Source organism: Prevotella multiformis, assembly GCF_018127985.1.
GTDB classification, from domain to species: Bacteria; Bacteroidota; Bacteroidia; order Bacteroidales; family Bacteroidaceae; genus Prevotella; species Prevotella multiformis.
The window spans coordinates 393,917-417,184 of sequence record NZ_CP072357.1; the positions used below are offsets into that span (position 1 = coordinate 393,917).

General features: G+C 53.5%; 18 protein-coding genes. 11 read left to right on the plus strand and 7 right to left on the minus strand.

Features of this window, described 5'->3' with window-relative positions; translation table 11 throughout:
* Positions 1-135 precede the first annotated feature (135 nt).
* Complete coding sequence (locus tag J4864_RS01490) at positions 136-2,415, plus strand: C10 family peptidase (protein WP_211814349.1); 2,280 nt, start codon at positions 136-138, stop codon at positions 2,413-2,415.
* A gap of 859 nt (positions 2,416-3,274) precedes the next feature.
* Here J4864_RS01490 and J4864_RS01495 read toward each other — a convergent pair.
* Positions 3,275-4,033: an SDR family oxidoreductase gene (locus tag J4864_RS01495; RefSeq protein WP_211814350.1), complete on the minus strand. Its 759-nt coding sequence runs from the start codon at positions 4,031-4,033 to the stop codon at positions 3,275-3,277.
* Positions 4,034-5,059: 1,026 nt separating this feature from the next.
* Positions 5,060-5,464, minus strand: coding sequence for a DUF3127 domain-containing protein (locus J4864_RS01500; RefSeq protein ID WP_007368401.1), 405 nt, complete (start codon positions 5,462-5,464; stop codon positions 5,060-5,062).
* Positions 5,465-5,676: 212 nt separating this feature from the next.
* Between J4864_RS01500 and dnaN the strand changes: the two genes are divergently transcribed.
* From dnaN to J4864_RS01535, 7 genes are all read left to right on the plus strand, one after another.
* On the plus strand, positions 5,677-6,801 hold the full coding sequence (gene dnaN, locus J4864_RS01505) for a DNA polymerase III subunit beta (protein WP_007368402.1): 1,125 nt from the start codon (positions 5,677-5,679) through the stop codon (positions 6,799-6,801).
* Positions 6,802-7,093: 292 nt separating this feature from the next.
* Positions 7,094-7,948, plus strand: coding sequence for a 3'-5' exonuclease (locus J4864_RS01510; protein WP_007368403.1), 855 nt, complete (start codon positions 7,094-7,096; stop codon positions 7,946-7,948).
* 23 nt (positions 7,949-7,971) lie between these two features.
* Positions 7,972-9,183 (plus strand): bifunctional phosphopantothenoylcysteine decarboxylase/phosphopantothenate--cysteine ligase CoaBC, encoded by a 1,212-nt coding sequence (gene coaBC / locus J4864_RS01515; RefSeq protein WP_211814351.1) that lies wholly within the window; start codon positions 7,972-7,974, stop codon positions 9,181-9,183.
* Positions 9,119-10,045 (plus strand): type IX secretion system protein PorD, encoded by a 927-nt coding sequence (gene porD / locus J4864_RS01520; RefSeq protein ID WP_083809445.1) that lies wholly within the window; start codon positions 9,119-9,121, stop codon positions 10,043-10,045. The genes coaBC and porD overlap by 65 nt, the downstream gene beginning before the upstream one ends.
* 56 nt (positions 10,046-10,101) lie before the next feature.
* Positions 10,102-11,769 (plus strand): DNA repair protein RecN, encoded by a 1,668-nt coding sequence (gene recN / locus J4864_RS01525; RefSeq protein ID WP_211814352.1) that lies wholly within the window; start codon positions 10,102-10,104, stop codon positions 11,767-11,769.
* A 28-nt stretch (positions 11,770-11,797) separates the two neighbouring features.
* The gene (locus tag J4864_RS01530; protein WP_211814353.1) at positions 11,798-13,480 is read left to right on the plus strand and encodes a tetratricopeptide repeat protein; all 1,683 of its coding nucleotides are present in this window, start codon (positions 11,798-11,800) and stop codon (positions 13,478-13,480) included.
* Positions 13,481-13,810: 330 nt separating this feature from the next.
* Positions 13,811-14,086, plus strand: coding sequence for a hypothetical protein (locus J4864_RS01535; protein ID WP_211814354.1), 276 nt, complete (start codon positions 13,811-13,813; stop codon positions 14,084-14,086).
* Between the two features lie 21 nt (positions 14,087-14,107).
* Here J4864_RS01535 and J4864_RS01540 read toward each other — a convergent pair whose 3' ends face one another.
* From J4864_RS01540 to J4864_RS01555, 4 genes are all read right to left on the minus strand, one after another.
* Positions 14,108-15,400 (minus strand): ABC transporter permease, encoded by a 1,293-nt coding sequence (locus J4864_RS01540; protein WP_211814355.1) that lies wholly within the window; start codon positions 15,398-15,400, stop codon positions 14,108-14,110.
* A gap of 77 nt (positions 15,401-15,477) precedes the next feature.
* On the minus strand, positions 15,478-16,659 hold the full coding sequence (locus tag J4864_RS01545; protein ID WP_211814356.1) for an ABC transporter permease: 1,182 nt from the start codon (positions 16,657-16,659) through the stop codon (positions 15,478-15,480).
* 190 nt (positions 16,660-16,849) lie between these two features.
* Positions 16,850-17,833, minus strand: coding sequence for an HlyD family secretion protein (locus J4864_RS01550; RefSeq protein ID WP_211814357.1), 984 nt, complete (start codon positions 17,831-17,833; stop codon positions 16,850-16,852).
* Positions 17,834-17,911: 78 nt separating this feature from the next.
* Positions 17,912-19,417 (minus strand): TolC family protein, encoded by a 1,506-nt coding sequence (locus J4864_RS01555; RefSeq protein ID WP_211814358.1) that lies wholly within the window; start codon positions 19,415-19,417, stop codon positions 17,912-17,914.
* 194 nt (positions 19,418-19,611) lie between these two features.
* Between J4864_RS01555 and J4864_RS01560 the strand changes: the two genes are divergently transcribed.
* The 3 genes from J4864_RS01560 (at position 19,612) to J4864_RS01570 (ending at position 22,579) form a co-directional block, all read left to right on the plus strand.
* Positions 19,612-19,827, plus strand: a complete 216-nt coding sequence (locus J4864_RS01560; protein WP_007368415.1) for a DUF4492 domain-containing protein — start codon at positions 19,612-19,614, stop codon at positions 19,825-19,827.
* Positions 19,828-19,904: 77 nt separating this feature from the next.
* Entirely contained in the window at positions 19,905-21,440 is a 1,536-nt protein-coding gene (locus J4864_RS01565; protein ID WP_211814359.1) for a cytochrome ubiquinol oxidase subunit I, read from the plus strand.
* Entirely contained in the window at positions 21,437-22,579 is a 1,143-nt protein-coding gene (locus J4864_RS01570; protein ID WP_211814360.1) for a cytochrome d ubiquinol oxidase subunit II, read from the plus strand. The genes J4864_RS01565 and J4864_RS01570 overlap by 4 nt, the downstream gene beginning before the upstream one ends.
* A gap of 384 nt (positions 22,580-22,963) precedes the next feature.
* On the opposite strand, the gene rpmA is transcribed toward J4864_RS01570, so the two are convergent.
* Positions 22,964-23,254, minus strand: coding sequence for a 50S ribosomal protein L27 (gene rpmA / locus J4864_RS01575; protein ID WP_007368418.1), 291 nt, complete (start codon positions 23,252-23,254; stop codon positions 22,964-22,966).
* Positions 23,255-23,268 lie beyond the last annotated feature (14 nt).

A 23,268-nucleotide genomic window follows, 5' to 3' on the forward strand; every position in this document is an offset into this window, starting at 1 on the left:
CTGTCATCTTGCCGGCAGCATGCCGCAACGGTACCGGCTGTCACAGGATGACAGACGGATGAGAGGGAAGAACCGGAACGAAGAGACAGACTTCCGAAGAGGAAGGAAAAGAAAGAATTACTTGTAAGATCGTATATGAGAAGAATATTATTGATTGCATTCTGCATCCTGTCCATGACTGCCTCTGCTGCTCCCCGGGGGCGTAAGCAGATGGCGGCCATTGCCGCCGCCGTCATTCAAGCACAGGGGGGGCGGAGCCCGGGAGCATACCGCATGTCCGGGAAATTGCAAGTCCGGGAACTGGAACGCCGTGAGGGGCTTTCCATCTATGGTGACGGCAACAGGTCCGTCATCATTGTGGCTGCCGACGATGTAGCACCGGCTGTGCTGGGCTATTCCGACGCAGCGGCTACTACGGCTGCCAATCCTCACTTCAGATGGTGGTTGGAACAGATGGACCGCACTGTACGCACTGCGGCGGCCAGGAACTCGCCACTGAAGGTGACGCTCCCGGACCCGGCGAAATACAAAGAAAGCATCAAGCCCCTCTTGAAGACGCAATGGGGGCAGATGGCACCTTACAACAACCTCTGTCCTGTGTCAAGCGGTACAGCCCGGTGCCTGACAGGCTGCGTGGCGACAAGTATCGCACAGGTGCTGTATTTCCAGCACGGCCCCAAAACGGGATATGGGAAACGGACGATATACTACCCCCAGTATGACACAAACGGCACTCCGGTCTTCGTGGATTTCAGCAAGGAAGTCTTTGACTGGGACAACATGCTGCCTACCTACGGCTCTTCGAAGGATGCCGCAAAAGGCATGGCGTCGGGTACGGGACAGCAGCAGTATGCCGTCGCACAGCTGATGCGCGACCTTGGCGTGGCGGTAGACATGAATTATGGTGAAGAGGCAAGTGGCACCAACCATGGCTCTGCCGCAACCGGACTGCAGAACTACTTCGGACTGAACAACGTGAAGAAGGTCGACCGTAAGGCCTATACCGAACAGGCATGGATGGATATTATCTACCGGCAGCTCAATGACGGCCAGCCTGTCGTGTATGGAGGTCTCGATGCGACTGCCGGCGGGCACAGCTTCGTACTCGACGGGTATGACAAGGAGGGGAAAGTACACGTGAACTGGGGATGGTATGGAGAGGATAACGGCTATTTCGTGATTGCCGACCTCGACCCCTGCCACAACGGGAAATCCTATCAGTTCAACTCTGCCCAGGACATGATTATCAATATAAAGCCGGAAGCGGCAACGAAGAGGCTGTCTGCCAGAGTCCTGCTTGCAGAAGCCGGCACACTGGGCTCGCAGATCGATATGGACAAGAAGTATGATTACGATACGCTCAAGGTGTCAGGGCCGATAAACGGAACTGATATCGGCCTGATACGCGAGATGGCCGGACGGGGAAGGGACGGACAGCTCACGGACGGCCGCCTGCATGTCCTGGATCTGGAAGACGCCGTGATTGTAAGCGGAGGCGAACCTTATCTCCATGCGGACGGGAAAGACTATAAGGTATCTGACGACGAGCTTCCGGAGAGGATGTTCTACGGATGTTCCTTCCTCTCCATTACCTTGCCTGATGGCATCAAGACATTTGGAGACGGTGTACTGGCGATGTGCAATGGACTGGATTCGGTCAAGATACATACCGGTGACCATCAGGATTTCATCATCGAGAATGGCATTGTATACAACAGGAAAAAGGATGAGGTGATAAGCGTACTGCCCAATGCCATGGGCAACGTGAGTCTTCCCAAGGGGATGTTCCGCCTGCACGATTATGCGCTTGCCGGATGCTACCACATCAAGAGCGTGAAGCTCCCCTCCACCTTACAGCACATTGGGCGTGAAGCCTTCAACAGCTGCATGAACCTGAATATGCTGAAACTTTATTCCAAGACGGTACCTGTACTTGACGGCTCCGGAGTGTTTACAGGAATTGACACCCATACGCTGAAGATATATGTCCCGAGAGGAAGCAAGTCCCGATACACTGCTGCCGGACAATGGAAAGAACTGTCCTCTTCCTCCTACGTCGAGTTCGGGACAACCATAAAGGCACGCAATGCGACACGTGAGATCGGGCAGGACAACCCGGAGTTCTCCTATCAGGTCATCGGCGATTACGTGAAAGGGAAAGCGGAACTGAAGTGTGATGCCACAAAAGACAGTCCTGCGGGGAAGTACGTGATCCGTTGTCTGCCCGGTACGATTACCGAGGAAGGCGTTGAATATGTGGATGGCTGGCTTCTCGTTACACCGTCAGCAGGAATCGATACTGTGCAGACCGGTGTACAGGACGGCGGAGACGGCTATACGCTTAACGGCACGCGGTGTCCGGAAAACTATCACGGCATCGTATTGAGAAAAGGAAAAAAGGAAGCAAGGAAGTAGAACATACCTAAGGGGCGGGAGTATCCCATCTGACGGTTTCAACAAGGACTTGTTGCGGACAGACGGGAGACTTCCGCTCCTTTCTGTATCTCAGGCAGCCACTTTCTACGGCTCTTCCGTTAAATGCGTAGATTGGAAAAATAAACGCTTATGCACTTGCAGGGTATGACTGTCCGAAATCAGATGGGCTTCAAAGGAGGATAAACAGAAAGATAAGAGGCAGAAAAGGCGAATTGACACGATGCCTGTCCATCAGCCCGTCTTTCCGCCTTCTACAGACAACAACTTCCCATACCATCGCTGTTTGTAAACTGTTTTCATGCAACGCAAAGCAACACATGCCCTTCTGGCTTCTAAAAGAGGCCTGACTGACTTGCAACAGATGCCCTTTCAGCGTGTTACCAACGCCCTTTTGAAGTCCAATCAGGCACCTTTTTTGGGCGGCTTGATAACCAATTGGTTTACTGCTGGTTGCAAACCTGCTTTTTGCACGTTTGTTTTATATTTGCAGCTGGGTTATTTGGTATTTATGTAATGGTTTTTCAAAATCTTATCTGTGTTTTCAACGTATTAAATTGAAAAGGTCTTTGTATCGGAGGAGGATGACAGAATGGACGGTTGACGGTCCTGGCTATGTTTTTGTTTAATGAACTTCGGCTCTTCCGTTAAAGCCATGCGAAAAGCATTCACGCATTTGACGGAAGAACCTTTTTTACTGCTGGCGGTCCTGAGGAATCCTCGTGGATGGCCTCTTTTCTTTTCAGCGGGCTGCCTCGCCCCCCCCTTGAAAAGCAAGGGCGATCCCATGCGGCTGGAGAGAAGGCGGTGGCAGGAAAAGCCTCGGACCGTCCGTGCCTTTTCACGGTTCACGGTACATCACGCTGCCGCTTGCCTGATGGGTGGCAAGGACCAGTACCTCGGCGATCTGGACATGGGCTGGGGCCGAAGCGGCATAGAAGGCCACATCGGCAATATCCGTTCCGGTGAGAGGCCTGATGCCCTGATAGACTTTCTCGGCACGTGCATCATCACCGTGGAAACGGACGTTGGAGAAATGCGTCTCCACCAGGCCGGGCTTCACGGTAGTCACACGCACAGCCGTATGGGCAAGGTCGATGCGCAGTCCGTCGCTGAGGGTTTTCACGGCGGCCTTCGTCGCACAATAGACATTTCCACCTGCATAGGCCGCATCGCCTGCCACAGATCCGATATTGATAATGTGTCCACTGTTCCGTTCCACCATCCTTGGGACAATGAGCCGTGTCATTGTCAGAAGACCTTTGACATTGGTGTCGATCATTGTCTCCCAGTCCTCAAAACTTCCTTCGTACTCCGGCTCAAGTCCGAGTGCCAGTCCCGCATTGTTGATCAGCACATCTATCTGCTGCCAGTCGGGCGGCAGACTGTTGACGGCGGCTGTCGCCGCTTTGCGGTTCTGCACGTCGAAAGCAACGGCCAGCACACGTACGCCGTCTGCCTCAAGCTCTTCCTTCAGATCGGCAAGACGCTGTACCCTGCGGCCCGTGATGATAACGTTGTAGCCCCCTTGTGCGAACTTTCGTGCGCAGGCTTCTCCAATGCCACTGGTAGCCCCTGTGATTAATACTGTTTTCTTCATACGATGACAAAAAATCCGTTTATTTGATGTTGTTGCTGTCCGAAGACATAATAGCGTGTTTCCTCCTGCATGTTCCCTTTCAACAGACGACTCCACATTGCTTTTGAAGAAAAAGTAACCCCGCCGATCTGACAGATGCTGCCGGGTGCAGCCCTCTTTCGCCGGGTGGCTTCTCTTCCGACGGCATATCATGAGCGTAAGGCCTTCAGCACACATGACGGCCATTGACGGAACGGCCGGTGACGGGCGTCAACACGACTGATGTCAGGCATCAGTACTTCGGCAGAGAACGAGGTGTTCCGTCGACATAACCGTCCCCAAAGGCGGAAAGGAGGGGAAAAAGGCGGGAAATGGAGGCGGCGACCGCCTCCATCAGGCAGGATTATTGATCTGGCGACTGCAGAATAAGACGCAGATACAGCCTTGTCTCTTCATAGTATCCGCCCTCCTCTCATGTAGCGGGGCAATGTTTTGACATCCCGCATCGTCCTGTCGGGCACGGTCTGTCCCTGCCGGCTCTTTGTGCCCTTCTGCGCAATTGTGCATCATCTTCGCGGTTCTCTTCCAGTCGCATGGTCTGCTGCCCTCTTTCAGGAAAAGAAGGGGGAATCTGCTCACCTGAAGGGGGGAGGAACCGTCAAAGAAGTCTTATGGGAACTGTCTTGAATTAGACTGGTAAAGATCGATGCGCTGTGTTTTTTTTTCTGTCGGTCTGTCCGCCGGCAGCGTGAATGTCGGGATAAGAGAAGGCTTGTCCGTCGGCTGATACAGACGGCAGAACAGGCATCCTCTTCCGCCTGCCGATGAGGCTTTGTCGGAAAGACGAGGATGCCCGTCCCTGCGGTTGGATATTCGGGATGTCCGTATCCTTTTGTCTGACGATTTCTCTGACTGGTTCTCCGTCCGTCTGCATATCGGTGCTCCTCAATTCTCACAGACTGCCGGGCTGCCCCGGAACGGATGTTCCCGGTCAGCCGGACGGGAAGACAGATGATGGAAGTCAGCCGGGACGGGAACCTGACCCCGTTAGAAGGGGAGGTCGTCGGTAGAGTCTTCTTCCGTCTGTGCCGGAGGGAAGGGGGCAGCCTGGGTCGTTGCCGTGGTTGCGGCAGCCTGCTGAACCGGAGCCGCCATAGGTGCTCCGCCGGCCTGCGCGGCCGTGGCATCTACGCGCTGGATGTTCCATGCGCGGACATTGTTGAACCAACGGCCGTTATATTCATGTGCGTCAATGTCAAAGCTGACATTGATTTCCTCGCCGGCCTTGATGGCGAACTGTTCGATTCGGTCTGCACCGAAGATGTTGAAAACCATCTTCTTCGGATACTGATCATGTGTTTCGATGACATACTCTTGTGACTTCCATGGTCCGCGGGCAGAAGTTCCCTCACGTGCAGGGAGGACTGCGATGACTTTTCCTTGTAAATCCATTTATCTACTTGTTTTGGTTATTTTGTGACTATAATCTGTCTGCGAAATTACTAAAATAGTTCTAAAAACCGAAACTTTTATACCTAATTTTTGTTTTTCACATCCCTTTTTCGTATTTTTGTACGTTGAAGTCGATCGGCGGCGGGAGGGATCGTTCCCGCCGGTCTGCCGGAAACAACGTAAATTGGAAATATTAACTAAAATAGATACTAATGAGATTTAACCTTTCAAGCACTGCTTTGAGCAGCCGGTTGTTGACTCTCTCTCGAGTAATTAACAGCAAAAATTCTCTCCCGATTCTGGACTGTTTCCTGTTCGAGATTCACAACAGACAGCTTACGATTACGGCATCAGACAGTGAGAATGTCATGCGTGGCACCTTGAACCTTGAGGATTGTGAAGGCGAGGGCGACTTTGCAGTGAACAATCATACGATTCTCGATGCTGTGAAAGAACTTCCCGAGCAGCCTCTTGCACTGGCTGTGAACATGGAGGAGATGAAGATTTACGTCACCTATCAGAACGGTTCGTACAACTTCCCGATCATGAGTGCGGAGGAATATCCCAGGGTCCAGCCGATGTCGGAATCTGCCACGACTGTCACCATCGGAGCCGCAAAGCTCTCGGACAGCCTGACCCGTTCGCTCTTCGCCACTGCGCAGGATGAGCTTCGCCCGGTGATGAACGGCGTTTATTTCGACCTGAAAGAGGACGGCCTTGCCGTTGTCGCCAGCGACGGCCACAAACTGGTCAGGAACAAGATCTTCACCGTCAAGAGCGAGACACCGGCATCGTTCGTGCTTCCCAAGAAGCCGGCGACCCTGTTGAAAAACGTGCTGTCCAAGGATGGTGGTGATGTGATCATCCGCTTCGACGACCGGTCTGCCGAAGTGTCCTTTGCAGAGGGCAATCTTGCCTGCCGCCTGATCGAGGGGAAGTATCCGAACTACAACAGTGTGATTCCGTTGGACAACCCCAATCTGGTGACCATAGACCGTAAGTCCCTGATAGGCGCGCTGCGCCGCGTGCTGCCTTTTGCAAGCGACTCTTCACAGCTGATCCGCTTTTACGTGTCATCCGGTCTGCTGGAACTGAATGCAGAGGACATTGACTTTGCCACAAGTGCGAAGGAAAGCGTGACCTGCGAATATGGAGGCAATCCGATGAGCATCGGGTTCAAGGGATCCAGCATGCTCGACATTCTGAACAACCTTGAAAGTGACGACGTGGTCATCCAGCTGGCCGACCCTTCACGTGCAGGGGTAATCGTACCGGCCATGCAGCCTGAGAGTGAAGACATCCTCATGCTGATCATGCCGATGCTGCTGAATGACTGACAAGACACAAAAGAAATAGATTCTGTTCTGGGAGAAGGCCGTGCAGCTGACATAGAAGCATTCCGGAAGTCACCCTCTGAAGGATTGTCGTCTTTCAGACGGACGGTTTCCGCTTTCCTCATCGAAAGGGCATGACAGACCGTGCGTAAGAAGGGGAAGGCCGGAGATGCCGCATGAAAGCGCATGGATGCGAAGAGCTGTCAGACCCCGTGGGGACAGCATGCCGACGTGGATTCTTTTATCCCCTGCCAATCGCCGTTCTCCCTTGGACATATAGGGAATACACGAACGTATGAAACTGAATTTGACAAAGCCCCTGGTGATCTTCGATCTGGAGGCGACAGGACTTGACCTTGTAAACGACCGGATCATTCAGATTTCTTTCATAAAGGCTTATCCTGACGGAAAGGAAGAGAGAGAGAACATCTTTATCAATCCCGGCAAGCCGATTCCGTCAGAAGTGACACAGCTGACGGGGATTTCGGATGAGGATGTCGCCGAAGCACCCACTTTCAAGCAGAAAGCAAAGGAGCTGGCCGACAAGTTCTCCGGGTGTGATTTCGCTGGTTTCAATTCAAACCGCTTTGACGTTCCCATGCTGGCGGAGGAGTTCCTGCGTGCAGGGGTCGACTTCGATTTTACGAAGAGCCGCCTGATAGATGCGCAGAATATCTATCACAAGATGGAACGCCGGAATCTCGCCGCCGCCTATAAGTTCTATTGCGGCAGGAAAATGGAGGAGGACTTTGAGGCACACCGGGCCGATCAGGACACGGAAGCCACGTGGCGTGTGCTGCAAGGAGAACTTGATATGTATGCTCCCGGCAGACAGGAGGAGCCCGAACGTGTGCTGAACAACGACATGGATGAGCTTGCCGAGTTCTCACGCATGAACGACTTTGTAGACTTTGCCGGTCGGATGGTATGGAAGGAGACGACCGACAAGGACGGCAACCTGCTGCTTGATGCAACCGGGAAACCACGCCGGCATGAAGTGTTCAACTTCGGAAAATACAGGGGGTGGAACGTGGCTGACGTACTGCATCGGGATCCGGGATATTACAGCTGGATGCTGGCAAGCGACTTCACATACAATACGAAGCAGGTGCTGACCCGTATCCGGCTGAGGGAATTCAATAATAAATAGAGGATCCAATAATAAATAAGGTGATGCTTGAAGGAAAGAAAATCGTCCTGGGCATAACCGGTTCGATTGCAGCTTACAAGAGCTGCCTTGTCATCCGGGAACTGGTCAGGCGGGGTGCCGAAGTGCAGGTGGTCATCACGCCTTCCGGCAAGGAATTTATCACGCCGGTCACTCTGTCAGCACTGACACATAAGCCTGTGGTCAGCGAGTTCTTCTCCCAGAAGGACGGGACATGGAACTCCCACGTCGATCTTGGGCTATGGGCGGATGCCATGCTCATAGCCCCCTGCACGGCCGCCACTCTGGGAAAGATGGCGAACGGGGTGGCTGACAACATGCTTATTACGACCTATCTTTCCATGAAAGCCCCTGTCTTCATCGCCCCCGCGATGGATCTGGATATGTACAGACATCCATCGACACAGAGAAGTCTTGAGATGCTTCGGGGTTATGGCAATCACGTTATCGAGCCGGGGAGCGGCTTCCTTGCCAGCGGACTGGAAGGGAAAGGCCGGATGGAAGAACCGGAGGAAATCGTAAAGACACTGGAGGAATATTTCTCCGCCTCAACGGGAGAAACGGCTGTGACAGGCGATCTGGAGGGCAAGACGATTCTCGTCACTGCCGGCCCCACCTATGAAAAGATCGATCCTGTGCGTTTCATCGGCAACTACTCTTCAGGGAAGATGGGGTTTGCGCTGGCAGAAGAGTGTCACCGGCGCGGTGCGAAAGTCATTCTTGTTGCAGGTCCTGTCAGCCTTACCTGCTCGGCAGGTATCCGGCGTGTTGATGTCGAAAGCTGCCGTGAGATGTATGGTGCTGCGACCGAAGCATTCCCTAAGTGCGATGCGGCCATACTCTGTGCCGCTGTAGCCGACTTTCGTCCGGAGACGATTGCCATGCAGAAAATCAAGCGGGAAGGGGACGGACTGTCGTTAAGATTAAGACCGACACAGGATATTGCTGCCGCCATAGGCAATATGAAGGAAGGCCGCCAACGCATCGTCGCTTTCGCATTGGAGACCCAGGAAGAAGAACTCAACGCCCGCAAGAAACTCGAGAAGAAGCATGCTGACTTCATCGTATTGAATTCGACGAGGATTCCCGGGACGACATTCCGGTCTGACGACAATCAGGTCGTGATCATCAATAAAGAAGGAAAGAAGAGTTATGGCAAGAAACCGAAGACGGAGGTGGCTCGTGATATTATTGACGAGCTTGCTTCTATTCTCTGAAGAAAGCCTGTCTGCACAGGAACTGAATGCAAAGGTGACCGTAAACCACAGCCAGATACAGGGGACGGATGCATCGGTCTTTGATAATCTTCAGCAGACACTGGAACAGTTCATCAACACAAGACAGTGGACCCACTACCACTTCCAGAAAAACGAACGGATCGTCTGCAGCTTCAACATCACCGTAAGCAAATATGACCCGGGCAGTAATATGTTTACCTGTTCGGCGCTGATACAGGCGAACCGTCCTGTCTACAATGCGGCCTATACGTCCATTCTCTATAACAGCCAGGACGGGGACTTCAATTTCACATTCGCCCAATACGACCAGATTGAATTTCATGAACAGAACATAGACAACCAACTGACGGCTCTGATAGCTTATTATGCCTACCTCATCATCGGCATGGACCTTGACTCGTTCTCACCGATGGGAGGGGAGGATATTCTGCAGCAATGCATGAACCTGACGAACAATGCGCAGAACCTCAGCTTTACCGGATGGAAAGCCTTTGATAATCCACGCAACCGCTTCGCCATCATCAATGATTACCTCGACGGTGCCTTGAAACCATTCCGCCAGCTGCAATATGACTATTACAGAACCGGGCTGGACGAAATGGTGAATAATGCCGAGAGAGGCCGGACGAACATCACTACGGCCTTGGGAAACGGACTGAAGAAAGCACATGAGAACCGGCCGATGAGTCTGCTGCCGCAGATATGGACCGACTACAAGAAAGACGAACTGGCTAATATATACAAGGGGAAAGGGACGCAGAAAGAGAAGGAACAGGTCTACGACATCCTCTTCAGCATCAATGCCAGTCAGAACATCACCTGGGAAAAGATCAAGCAATAGTCGCGGCACGATCTTGTCCGCACCTTTCCACACCGACAATTATAATTCGCACATCTATGCTGAAACATCTATATATAAAGAATTTCACCTTGATTGACCAGCTGGACATCGAGTTCCGTCCCGGTTTCTCGGTAATTACCGGTGAAACGGGAGCCGGGAAGAGCATTATCCTGGGGGCTATCGGTCTGCTGCTGGGCAACAGGGCAGACAGCAAACTGATAAAACAGGGAGAGAAGAAGTGTACCATTGAAGCGCATTTCGACCTTTCCAACTATGGGTTCGAAGCTTTCTTTGAAGCCCACGACATCGATTTTGAACCGGAGGACACGATTATCCGGCGCGAACTGACTGCCACCGGAAAATCAAGAGCTTTCATCAATGACACCCCTGTGTCGTTGCAGATGATGCGTACGCTGGGCGAACAGCTCATAGACATTCACTCGCAGCATCAGAACCTGCTCCTGCAAAAAGATGATTTCCAGTTGAACGTCGTGGATATTATCGCACAGGACAGCACGGAACTTGCGGCTTATCAGACAGCTTTCCAATGCTACAAAAATGCGGAGAAACAGCTTTCTGAACTGAAAGAACAGATTGCCCGTGCACAGGAAAACGAGGAGTTCATGCGCTTCCAGTTCGGCGAACTTGACAGTGCCGGACTGACGGAGGGCAGACAGGAGGAGCTGGAACAGGAAAGCGAGACCCTCTCTCATGCCGAGGACATCAAAACGGCGTTCTATGAGGCTGACAGTCTTTTGAACGAGGATGACAATGGCGTTCTTAGCAGGCTGGGGAGAAGTCTTGAGAGTCTCGGTAACATTGAGAACGTTTATCCCAAAGCGCAGGAACTGGTGCAGCGGCTTTCTTCCGTACATATTGAACTGAAAGACATTGCAGAAGAAATAAGCGGCGAGAGCGGACTGATCGACTTTGACCCCTCCCGGCTGGACAGCATCAACCAGCAACTCGACCAGTTGAACGCCCTTGAGCAGAAGTTCCATGTATCCACGGAGAGAGAACTGATCGGCATCCGGGACGAGATGGAAAAACAGCTGAAGAACATCGAACACAGCGACGAAGAACTCGAAACACTTGAACAGGAGGTGAAGAGGCAGCTGGACGAATGTGAGAAACTGGCGGGGAAGCTGACGACCTCAAGACGGAAAGCCATCAAAACGGTAGAAGCCCAGATGAGCAGCCGCCTCGTTCCGCTCGGTATCCCCAATGTCAGATTCAAGGTGGAGCTGACGGCCAAGCCCTTGTCGACGGACGGTGCGGATAAGGTGCAATTCCTCTTCTCTGCCAACACCAGTACAAGGATGGAATCTGTCGCGCAGGTCGCTTCAGGCGGAGAGATAGCCCGTGTCATGTTGTCATTAAAGGCAATGGTCAGCGGGGCCGTAAAACTGCCGACCATCATCTTTGACGAAATTGACACGGGGGTCAGTGGTAAGATCGCCCAGAAAATGGCACTTATCATGCAGGAGATGGGCAATAACAACCGTCAGGTCATTTCAATTACCCATCTGCCGCAGATAGCTGCCTTGGGCAGTTCACATTACAAAGTCGAGAAAGAAGAGACACCGGAGGGTACCCGGAGCCGGATGCGTGAGCTCACCGAAGAACAGCGGGTGGCGGAGATTGCCCAGATGCTTTCCGGTGCAGACATCTCCGATGCAGCCCTGCAGAATGCGCGGGATCTGCTGGGTCTCGGCAGGAAATAACATACTAAGCCTTATGACATTGAACACAATGAGAAAAAGAATGAACTTGAATGTAAAAAGAATCGTCTTCACCCTTGTAAGCTTCCTGGGCATTGCGATACCGGCTCTTGCACAGCCGGGAGCTGTAAAGAAGGCTGCCGATGCCGCTTTCACCCTGACCACCTTCAAGGCTGACGGCAGTATTCTGGCGACCTCCAACGGTGTGTGTATCGGTGTAGATGGTGTCGCCGTGAGTCCATGGAAGCCTTTTATCGGAGCTGAAAAGGCCGTCGTGGTAGATGCAAAAGGGCAGAAGCACGATGTCATGTACCTGCTTGGTGCTGACGAAATCTACGACATGGCAAAGTTCAAAGTGAGCGGGAAGACTTCAGCCGCACCGTTGGCGACAACCGTCAGTGCAGGCGAGGATCTATGGATTGCGCCCATGGCGAAAAGCGGAAGTCCCCTGAAGGCAAGTGCGTCGAGCGTCGAGACCTTCATGGGCAAATACCATTATACGATCCTGAACTCCCCTGCCACCGATAAGTTGAACGGTGCTCCAGTCTGTAATGCCAAAGGGCAGGTCATAGGACTTTTCAGCCTGTCGGGGTCTTTGCAAAGTGCAACAGATGCTGGCTATGCCAGGAGCTTTGTGCTGAAAGGCCTTTCCCAGAATGATGCGACACTCCGGCAGAGTGCCATCCGCATCGGGCTGCCGGATACTGCCGAGGAGGCGGTTGTGGCATTGATGCTGTCCTCCGAGAAGCCCGAAAGCGTGCATGAGGCCGTCGTCAAAGACTTCATGGAGAAGTTCCCGCAGGCGAATGACGGCTATTATGCCTGGGCAAACAGGATGATAGCAAAGGGGGACATCGCCGAAGCCGACAAGACATTACAGACGGCCATCGGGAAAGTCACAGCCAAAGACGAAGCATTTTACAATTATGCACGCCTCATTTATCAGAACGCATTGAACCCCTCGCTTGAGGCGAAAACGAAGTCCGTCGGGTGGACACTTGACAAGGCTCTGGAGGTAATCCGGAAGGCACAGGAGGTTCGGCCGGTTGATGCCTACCGCCATCTGCAGGCACAGATCGTCTTTGCAAAAGGCGACTTTGCGAAGGCTTATGCAGAATTCGAAGCGCTGACGAAGACCAAGTTCAACAATCCGGAGCTGTATCTGGAAATGGCACAGAGCCGCCAGCATCTGGGTGCTTCCGACCAGGAGATCCTCGATCTTCTCAACAAGAGCATAGAACTCTGCGATACGCCTTACGTCTCTACTTCGGCACCTTATTTCTATATGCGTGGCCAGCAGCTGGAGAAAATGGGAGAATACCGGAAGGCCATACAGGATTATTATACCTATGAGTATTTCAATCAGGGACGGCTCGGTGCCGACTTCTATTATATGCGCGAACAGTGTGAAGTGAAGGGGCGTATGTGGCAGCAGGCTTTACAAGATATTCTCATCGCCTCCCGCATCGACCCTGAAGAGGCTCTGTATCCTACCGAGGCCGGGAGTCTTCTGCTGCGGCTGAATAAAATGGATGCCGCAGTGAGTGCAGCCCGGCAGGCCATCCAGCTTGATGCCGCGCATCCTGATGCCTACCTGATTCTGGGTATTGCACAGTGCGAACTGAAGCAGAAGAGCGAGGGCGTCAAGAACATCCTGAAGGCAAAAGAGCTGGGGAATACGCAGGCTGATACCTTCCTGCAGAAATACAAGTGATGCTGTTCCATTTTTGAGGACATTCCTTCACGGGAGTCAAAGCCATGGCTTTTCGGTATGCCATGGCTTTTTCGTTGGCGATCCTTTTGGGGTTTGTTCTAAACCATTCCGCAAGCATCCAATATCTGCCGTCTTTCACACTGACAAATAACCTTGTCTGTCAGCATATAAGGGCTATTTGTTATTTGAAGCCTGAGGGCGGCTCTTCCGTCAGTTCCTCCTCCGTCATATCCAACGATGATTTTGAAAGCATTTCTCTCGCCTGTTATGCGGCTGTATTCCCCGTAACCAATTGCAGGCGTGCGGACCCTCAGCATGCAATGTCCGTTGATGACACGAACGGTGACGAACAGCCGACACGACTGGTGGCGGGCATCAACACAGTTGGTGACTAACGCCAACACGGCGGGTGGCGGGCATCTGTACAACGGCAGGGAGCGGGAAGAGGAAGGCGTACCTGTCACGCTCATACCTGTCGCAGAGGGTGACCGCCAGCTTGTACAGGAAAAGTTTACCGTGACGGCAAGGGATACAGGCGTGCTGCCCCGGCTGTCAGGAACCTGTCCGTGTTCTTTCTGCCGGACAGACACGCGGGGGGCAAGTTGACGGCGGCAGGGAAATGCAGCGTTATTTGCCGTCTTCTCTTTTCTCACGTGCCGACCTGATGCTGTTCTGTATCATCTGGTAGTGGGCGATGGCATGCTTGCGTGCGCTGATGATCTGGTATCGGTAGACGAAGCAGGTCGTGACGAAATAGACAACGGCCTGTATCCAAAGCCCTCGGATTTCGGGAAGGATATCGTCGATGGAACCTCCCATGGATGATATGCGTAGATAGCCTCGTACGCCGAATGTGGATGGGATGAGCCAGCTGAAGCCCTGCCAGATGCCGGGAATGTTGCTCTGCGGCCACGACACACCGGTAAGGAAGAGGAAGGGGACGGACGTGAAGACTACCAGCAGCATCACATTCTCACGATAGCGTACCATGCAGGAGAGCGTCATTCCGAAGAAGATGACCGCCAGAAGATAGGGTAGGAGAAGCCGGAAGAGGTCGGAGGGGCGGGCAAGCATGGTGAAGCTGAAGAAATAAGGGACTGCCATGGTGATGTAAGCCGACATGACGCAATAGACCATGAAATAGCAGGACGATTTCCCCAGTACGATCTTCATGATGCCGTCGTAATGCCTTCCGATGGGGACGAGATCCTGGAAACGGTTGTTCTCGCGTGCCGTCCCTGCCGATAGCCCGATGCCGAGAAGGAGGGTCTGCTGCAGGATAAGGATCAGCACGCCGGGGAGAACTGCATTGCCGTAGCCGCCTGTCGTGTTGAATATAGGCTGCGCGTCGACCGAGAGCGGTTCGGTGTTCAGCTCCTCATCACGTTCCGTGAATGAGAACGAACGTGGTTTCTGGCGTTCTTCTCCCATCTTGAGCGATACGGCGAGTGCCGACTGGTAAATGGCCTTGTAGGTGAGCATCAGACTCATGTCGCAGTAGACACCTACATGCGCCTGGTCTCCGCGGTTCAGCGTACGGTCGAAGTCTTCGGGGAAATAGAGTACGCCATGTACAGCCTGTTTTCCTGCCAGACCCTGTGCCTCCCGCAGGCTGTTGCAATAATAGGCGGCATGGACATCCGGAGAGGCATCGAAGTCGCGTATGAACTCACGGGACGATGCGGAGTGGGAGAGGTCCACTATCGCCACGGGAACCTCTCTTACCACCTCGTTGTTATATATCCATGAGTAGAGCAGGGGATACGCCAGCGGGACGAGAATGAAGAAGATCAAAACTCCCTCGTCCTTGATAGTACTTTTTGTTTCCAGCCACCAGATATAGCATAGTGAAGAGAGGAAGCCCAGGATGCCTGAGCCTGCTTTCTTTATAGGGGTATGGGAGGATTTTTCTTCTGACATGATAAGTGGTGATACTAAGCAGTAATGAACTGTGATGAGATTGCACCTGTCTCTTCCGGAGAAGCTGCTTCTGTTCTTCAGGGGATGTACACGTACTCCACCATGGCACGCTTGATGTTGCGTGTCACGAGAATGGGAAGAGCCGCGAATGCCACCAGGGCGACGACGCTCAACCAGGCGTCAATCAGCGGATAGCCGTTGAAGATGCAGATCTGATAGATCATATAGTAATGCCGCAGCGGGATGATCTGTGCCAGAGCCTCGATCATGCCGTCCATGGCGAAGAGCGGGAAGGTGGCACCGCAGGCGGAAAAGCCCACGACAGCCCAGAGTGAACATACGCTCATCGACATTCTCAGAGAAGGCATCAGCCCGAAGGCGAACACCCCGAATCCCTGGGAGGAGAAGACGGTAAGGGCGGCAAGAAGGAGAATCATGTGCAGGCCTCCCGGGTGGGGAAAGTCCAGATAGCCGTAGACATACCACTCGTAGCCCAGGAAGATGCTCAGGAAGATGAGCGTCTGCGGAAGCAGCTTTCCGGTGAGTGCTATGAAGATGTTGCCGTCTGCCATTGCCATCCACCCGTGCGCCCGCCCGAACTTCAGTTCCGTACCGATGGAGTAGGCGGTGATGAGGAACATGAAAAGTATCAGTATGCCCGGTACCATGATGCTGCTCAGATAGACATTATAGTTCATCCACGGATTGCCTACCATGTGTACGTCGAGGGCTACGGGCTGGATGAAGTTTCTGATTTCCGAAGGGGTCTTTCCCAGCATCTGCAGCTTGGCCGATCCCACGGCGGCCGCGCTGAGGGTGGTTACGGTCTTGAGGTCTTTGAAGAGCATGCTGCCTGCTACGAGGGTGACATTGCTGTAATAGAACGATACTTTGGGCTGCCGTTTTGAAATGAGCCGGGCGGTCGTCCCTTCTGGGATATACAGGAAAGCATAGATCTCATTGCGCTGTATGGCCTCGCGCGCCTCGGCGACGCTGTTGTAATGCCCGGCGACGTGGGTGCTCTGGAAGGCATCCAGTTGGCGGATCATGGCACGTGTCATCGAGGTGTTGTCGTTATCGACGACCCCACACGGCAGCTTCTCCGGCTGTCCTTCGCTCATCAAGGAAGTGAAGAAGAGAATGACGACGAGTGGGAATACGACCATGCAGCAGATGTAGATGGGGTTATGGACCATCAGCCCCACTTCCCGTGCAGAGAGATGGAACAGCCTTCTTATGTATATGTGTAATTTCTTCATTGTGCTGGACGGTGATGGGGGCAGTTTGAGCCATGATGGGCGACGGGGGTGTGCCGGCAATGCGGCCGGATCCGGAGAGTGTCTGCGGGAGACGGTTACAGCTGTGGCGGGTGATGGGGTGGCAGCCTGCAATAAAGGTGCTGACAGACGTTCCGGAATGAGCCTCCGGCGGGATGAGAGGGGCCTCCCTCTATTTCAGTATCAGAGACATCCCGGGCTTCAGTCCGTCAATCTTCCCGGTCGGACGGGCCTTCACCTGGAAAGTCTTGAGGTCGTACTGCCCGTTGGTCTTGGTGGCTTTCCATACGGCGTAGGAGCCTTGGTCCTTCAGCGAAGTCACGCGCATCTCTATGTCTTTGTCAAGAGCCGGAATGAAGACCTTGAGGAGCGTCCCCACCTTCATGTTCTTGAGCTGGTCCTCACGGACGTTGAAAGTACCCCATACGTCATTCACCATGGAGATGCTCATGATCGGACTGCCCAGACCGACAAGCTCGCCTACTTTCGGGTAGATCGTTTCGACTTCGCCGTCGGCGGTCGCCCGCTGTACGGTCTCTTTCAGGACGGAGCGTACCACGTCGATAGCCGAACGGGCTGCCTGCGCCTGCTTCTTCGCAGCCTCCTTGGTCTCCTGGCGCGCACCGTTCCGGGCAAGTTCCCATTGCGCTTTGGCGGCTTCAACGCCGGCCTTGGTGGCTTCGTAGGCAGCCATCGCCTCGTCCCGTTTCTGTGCGGTCATCACCCCCTCTTCATACAGCCGCTGCATGCGGCCGTATGTCTTCTCGGCGATGCCGTTGGCGGCGATGGCCTGCTGATAGAGCTGGTAGGCGCTCTCTACGGTCTCGTGGCGTGTCGGTGCTTCGGCCAGTGCGCTCAGTGCGTCGGTCGCACCGGCGGTCGCCTCTGCCACTTTCTCCTGTGCGCTCGCTTCCGGGATGGCCAGCGTGGCGACGATGTCCCCCTTGTGGACGAAGTCTCCCTCCTTTACCTTGATGTCCGTTATTCGGCCGGGGAGCTTGCACGCCACGCGGTATTCGCTTACTTCGACCTCTCCCTGTATGACTTCCTTTGTACGGTCAATCGTGAAGTAGCCGATGACAGCCACGAGGACGACGACGGAGACAAAGCCCAAGACGGCTAACAGGATATTGTTATGTTGTGATTTTGCTGACATATTTCTTTGTTTTGAATTTTAAGATCTGTATTTCGGATCGGTCATGGGAAGCAAGGCGTGAAGACCGGAACTTGATTCTCAGAGGTTTCCGAGTGCCTTCTGTAATCCGGTCTGTGCCAGTCTGACGTTTATCTCCGCATCGATGATGGCCGTCTTTGCCGTGTGCCAGGCCGTCTGCGCCGTCATGACATCGGTAACGGTCATCACTCCTTCCTTGAAGCCGATGTTCGCGCAGCGGAGATTCTCTTCGGCAGCCTCCATGTTCTTGTGGGCCGTGGCCAGCTGCTTGTTGGTGTCCTTGAGACGGAGACGGTTCTGCTCTATTTCCAGATCGATCTTTCTTCGGGCGTCTTCCAGTTCGAGCCGTGCAATGCTCGTGGCGGTCCTGCTGGCACGTACCTTGTATCTGTTCTCTCCCCACGTCCATATCGGAACCTGTACGGTCACGCCGATGTTCCAGAGATCGGTGAAACGCTTCTGGAATCCGTTGAAGAGATTGGGATTCGACAGGGAATAGCCGCCCGTGAGCAGTATGTGGGGAAGGTAGAGCGATCGGACGAGCTTGGTGTTCTGCCTGCTGAGGTCGATTGTATTCTGAAGCAGACGGAGTTCGGGACGGCTCTCGATGGAGTCCGCATGGGCCGAGGCCGTGCTCTCCCGGGTGTCATACTGGGCAGACGGGGCGGGCGGAATGTCGGCGTCTCCTTCGTCCGAGAGTCTGATATTGCCGTCCAGCTCCAGACCGCACAGCTCGCACAGAGCCATCTTCGCCAATGAGACTCCGCTCTGGATGCGGGCGATCTGCAGGTCGGCCGTATTGACAGCCACGTCCACCTTCAGCCCGTCGGCACGTGTCGCCACTCCGGCACGGATCATCTTCTTCACATCATCGTCCAGTTTCTGTGCCAGATCGTGGTAGCGGATCGCCAGTGCCTCTTTCTTTTTCAGCGAGATAGCCATCCAGTACGCATTGTCCACTCCATAGAGAATCAGCTGCCGTTTGAGTTCGATGTTGTTCTGCACGACCTGTTCGCCGATGGCTGCCATGTCGTTGGCCGCTTTGATGGCTCCTCCCATGTAAATAGGCTGGTTGACGACAATGGCTCCGCCATAGACATTCTTCGTGTTCGACCGGAATGCATCGTTAATGCGCTGCCCGATGTTGTTTCCCGCCTGGATGAGAGGGGTTGTTATGTTCCCGAGAACCTGCCCGAGCTGCTGGGCTGTCTGCGGACTGAGGATCCCCTGCTGCACCAGGGAGGCGAGATTCTGCTCCATCTGGCTGCCTGTCTGCCCCACGGTATTCGTACCGAGATGGCCGAACGCACGCTTCTGTTTGTCGCTGAGAAGCGATATTTCGCGTGAGAAATGCTGGTAGCCGGCCAGCGCATCGACCCGTGGCAGGTACTTCGTCTTTGCTGCCTTGCGTGTGTTCTCGGCGACATCGGCGGACATTCTCGATACTTTCAGCTGCCGGTTGTTCTGCAGGGCCAGTTCCCTGCACCGTTGCAGGGAATATACCTCCTGTGCCTGAACGCCTTGGGAGAGACAGAACAGCATCAATATGTTGAATAGTTTGTTCATTGCCTGAATGACGATAAAGTTTTCCTGCAAAAGTACTCTTTTTTATAGGGAATATCAATTAAAAGCACGTTGATAATCTTTAAAAATCAAAATTACGTCTATTTTTAGGGAAATATAGAACAACTTTAGAAATATTTGTTTACCTTTGCAAACGTAGTCTGTATAAAGTACAAGTAAGAGAACTATTCCATACTGTGAACAAGAAAGGGTTTATTTATCGTGCTTTTGACCTCTATTATGATGGATTCCGGCACATGACTTTGGGCAGGACGCTCTGGGCGGTGATAATCATCAAGCTGATTGTCATCTTCCTTGTGCTGAAGGTGTTCTTCTTCCCGAACTTTCTGAAACAGAAAGCAGAACCGGGAAAAGAGGGAGCATTTGTGGAACAGCAGCTGATGAAGCGATAGGCGGCGGCAGCGGTAAGCCTGCCCGCTCTTCCGAAGAAAGGACATTCAATTCTTAACATTTTAATAAACAACAGACAATGGAAAACCTACTTTTGACCATTGACCCAGGGACCGTTGACTGGTCGCGCGCGCAGTTCGCGCTGACCGCCATCTATCACTGGTTATTCGTCCCATTGACGTTGGGACTGGCAGTCATCATGGGCATCATGGAGACTTGTTATTATCGTACCCGGAAGGATTTCTGGCGGACGGCGGCACGCTTCTGGCAGCGGCTGTTCGGCATCAATTTCGCCATGGGCGTCGCCACGGGCATCATCCTCGAGTTCGAGTTCGGAACGAACTGGAGCAACTATTCCTGGTTTGTCGGTGACATCTTCGGCGCACCGCTTGCCATCGAGGGAATCCTGGCGTTCTTCATGGAGTCTACCTTTGTCGCCGTGATGTTCTTCGGCTGGAACAAGGTCTCCGCCGGTTTCCATCTTGCCTCCACGTGGCTTACGGGTCTGGGAGCGACGATTTCCGCCTGGTGGATTCTCGTCGCGAATGCGTGGATGCAGTACCCCGTCGGCTGTACTTTCAATCCGGAGACGATGCGCAACGAGATGACCTCTTTCTTCGACGTGGCACTGAGTCCGTTTGCGATCGACAAGTTCACGCATACGGTTACGTCGGCCTGGGTCTTGGGAGCGGCGTTCACTGTCGGTGTCGGTTGCTGGTACCTGCTCCGCAGGCGGCATGCCGAACTTGCCACGCAAAGCATAAAGATAGGTTCCATCGTCGGGCTTGCGGCTTCCTTTCTGGCGGCCTTCACGGGCGACAACTCTGCCTATATGGTGGCACAGACCCAGCCCATGAAGCTGGCCGCCATGGAGGCGCTCTACGAAGGCGGGAACAGCCAGGGACTTACCGGAATTGCTCTTGTCAATCCGTTTGGACAGCCTGACTACATGACGGATGCCGAACCTCCCATGCGGATAGCCGTACCCAATATGCTCTCTCTCCTTGCCACGCACGATCCCGACGGTTTCGTTCCGGGTGTGAGAGACATTATCAAGGGCTACCCGAAGGCGGACGGCACGCAGGAACCTTCCCTGAAAGAAAAGCAGGAACGTGGACGTAAGGCGATTCAGGCGCTCAAGGACTTCCGTGCAGGCAAGGACAAAGAGGCCAACCGGAAAGTCCTTGAACGTGACATGAAGTACTTCGGTTACGGTTACATCAAGGATGCCGACCAGCTGGTTCCGTTCATCCCCGTGAACTTCTGGGCTTTCCGCATCATGGTGGGACTGGGCGCACTGTTCATCCTCGTGTTCGCCGTCCTGCTGTTCGTCGTCTACAGGAAGGACATCACACGTCCGCGCTGGCTGCAGATGCTGGGCATTGCCCTGATTCCGTTGGCGTACATTGCCAGTGAGAGCGGCTGGCTCGTTGCTGAATTCGGCCGTCAGCCATGGACGATCCAGGACATGCTTCCGACGTGGGCAGCGGTGAGCGACCTCTCCAGCGGCGGCATCGCCTTCACCTTCTTCCTCTTCCTCTTCCTCTTCACGGCAATGCTGGCAGTCGAGGTAAGTATCATGTGTAAGCAAATTAAGAAAGGACCGGAACTATGACATACGATTTTCTGCAACATTACTGGTGGTTTATCATCTCTTTGTTAGGGGCTTTGTTGGTTTTCCTGCTTTTCGTGCAGGGAGCGAACTCCATGATCTTTCAGTTGGGCAAGACACCCGAGGAGCGTCGGATGCTCGTCAATTCCACCGGACGCAAGTGGGAGTTCACGTTCACGACGCTCGTCACATTCGGCGGTGCTTTCTTCGCTTCTTTCCCGTTGTTCTACAGTACGAGCTTCGGCAGTGCCTACTGGGTGTGGCTGCTGATACTGTTCACATTCATTATCCAGGCCGTCAGTTATGAGTTCCAGAACAAGGCCGGCAACCTCTTCGGGGTACGCACTTTCCAGGTCTGCCTGATCCTCAACGGCATTCTCGGCCCCTTGCTTCTGGGCGGAGCCGTTGCCACCTTCTTTACGGGATCCAATTTCTTCGTCGAGAAGGGGAACATCACCGATGCCCTGCAGCCGGTCATCTCTCACTGGGCAAACGGCTCGCGCGGTCTGGACGTGTTGCTCAATCCGTGGGTTGTCATCTTCGGCATCTCCGTGGTGTTCCTCGCCCGGATCCTCGGCACGCTCTATATCAATAATAATGTAGACGATGAAGTCATCCGAAAGCGTATCCGCAGGCAATTGCTCGTCAATACCATTCTGTTCCTGTTTTTCTTCCTGCCGTTCCTCATCGTCACCTTGCTGGGTGAAGGCTATGCCGTCAATGAGAAGGGCGTAGTCTTCATGGAATCGATGAAGTATCTGAATAATCTTCTGGCGATGTGGCCTCTGGCTGTGATCCTGCTTGCAGGCATCGTACTGCTGCTTTTCGGAATCGTCAGGACCGTCCTCAAGCCCGGTTATGTCCGCGGCATCTGGCCTGCAGGCATCGGCGTGGTATTCGTGGTACTCGTGCTCTTTCTTATTGCAGGTTGGAACAATACCGCTTACTATCCTTCTACGGCCGACCTCCAGAGTTCGTTGACGATCCGGAACAGTTCGTCGAGCGAGTTCACGCTCAAGGCCATGTTTTATGTCAGCTTCCTTGTTCCGTTCGTCCTGGCATACATCGTCTATGCGTGGCGTTCTATCGACAAGAAAGCAATCGACAGAAAGGAAATTGCAGAGGACGACCATGCCTATTGAAAGGTAGCGGAAGCCGCTCTGCCTACAGACCTGTGTATGTCCAATCGGTTGGGAACAGGATTCCCGACCGGTTGGGAATCCGGTTCCCAGGCTTTGGGAATGCTGTTCCCAAGCACCGGGAATCCGATTCCCGGTGTGCCTGTAAAGCCGCCTGCCGTGTCGTCTGATGTTTCGGCCGGCTGTTTTCCGCCTTTTTAAAACCTTGGTTGACGGTCCCAACCGTATGCTTTCTGTCTTCTGGCAGGTGGCTTCTGTCCGGACAGCCGGTTTATCTGGTTCTCCTTGTTTGAGGAAAAGGCTTTACCCCCATGACGCATAAATCCCGGTCTCCTTGTCGGAAACCGGGATTATGTTGTTTGGAATAGTTTTGTTTGTTTGCTTCGCTTAAGCCTCAGGCTTTACGGTCTTGGCAGCGTAGACTTCCTCCGAAAGGACAGAGACCGTACTCTTGTTGTACTTTCCCTTGTGGAAGTAGACAACACCGTCTGCAAGTGCATACAATGTGTCGTCTTTGCCCTGTGCTACATTCTCGCCCGGGAAATGCCTGTTGCCGCGCTGGCGAACGATGATGTTGCCCGCTGCGATCTTCTGGCCACCCCAGATCTTGACACCTAAACGCTTCGAAGCTGATTCGCGACCGTTCTTAGAACTACCTACACCTTTCTTATGTGCCATTCTTAAGTCCTCCT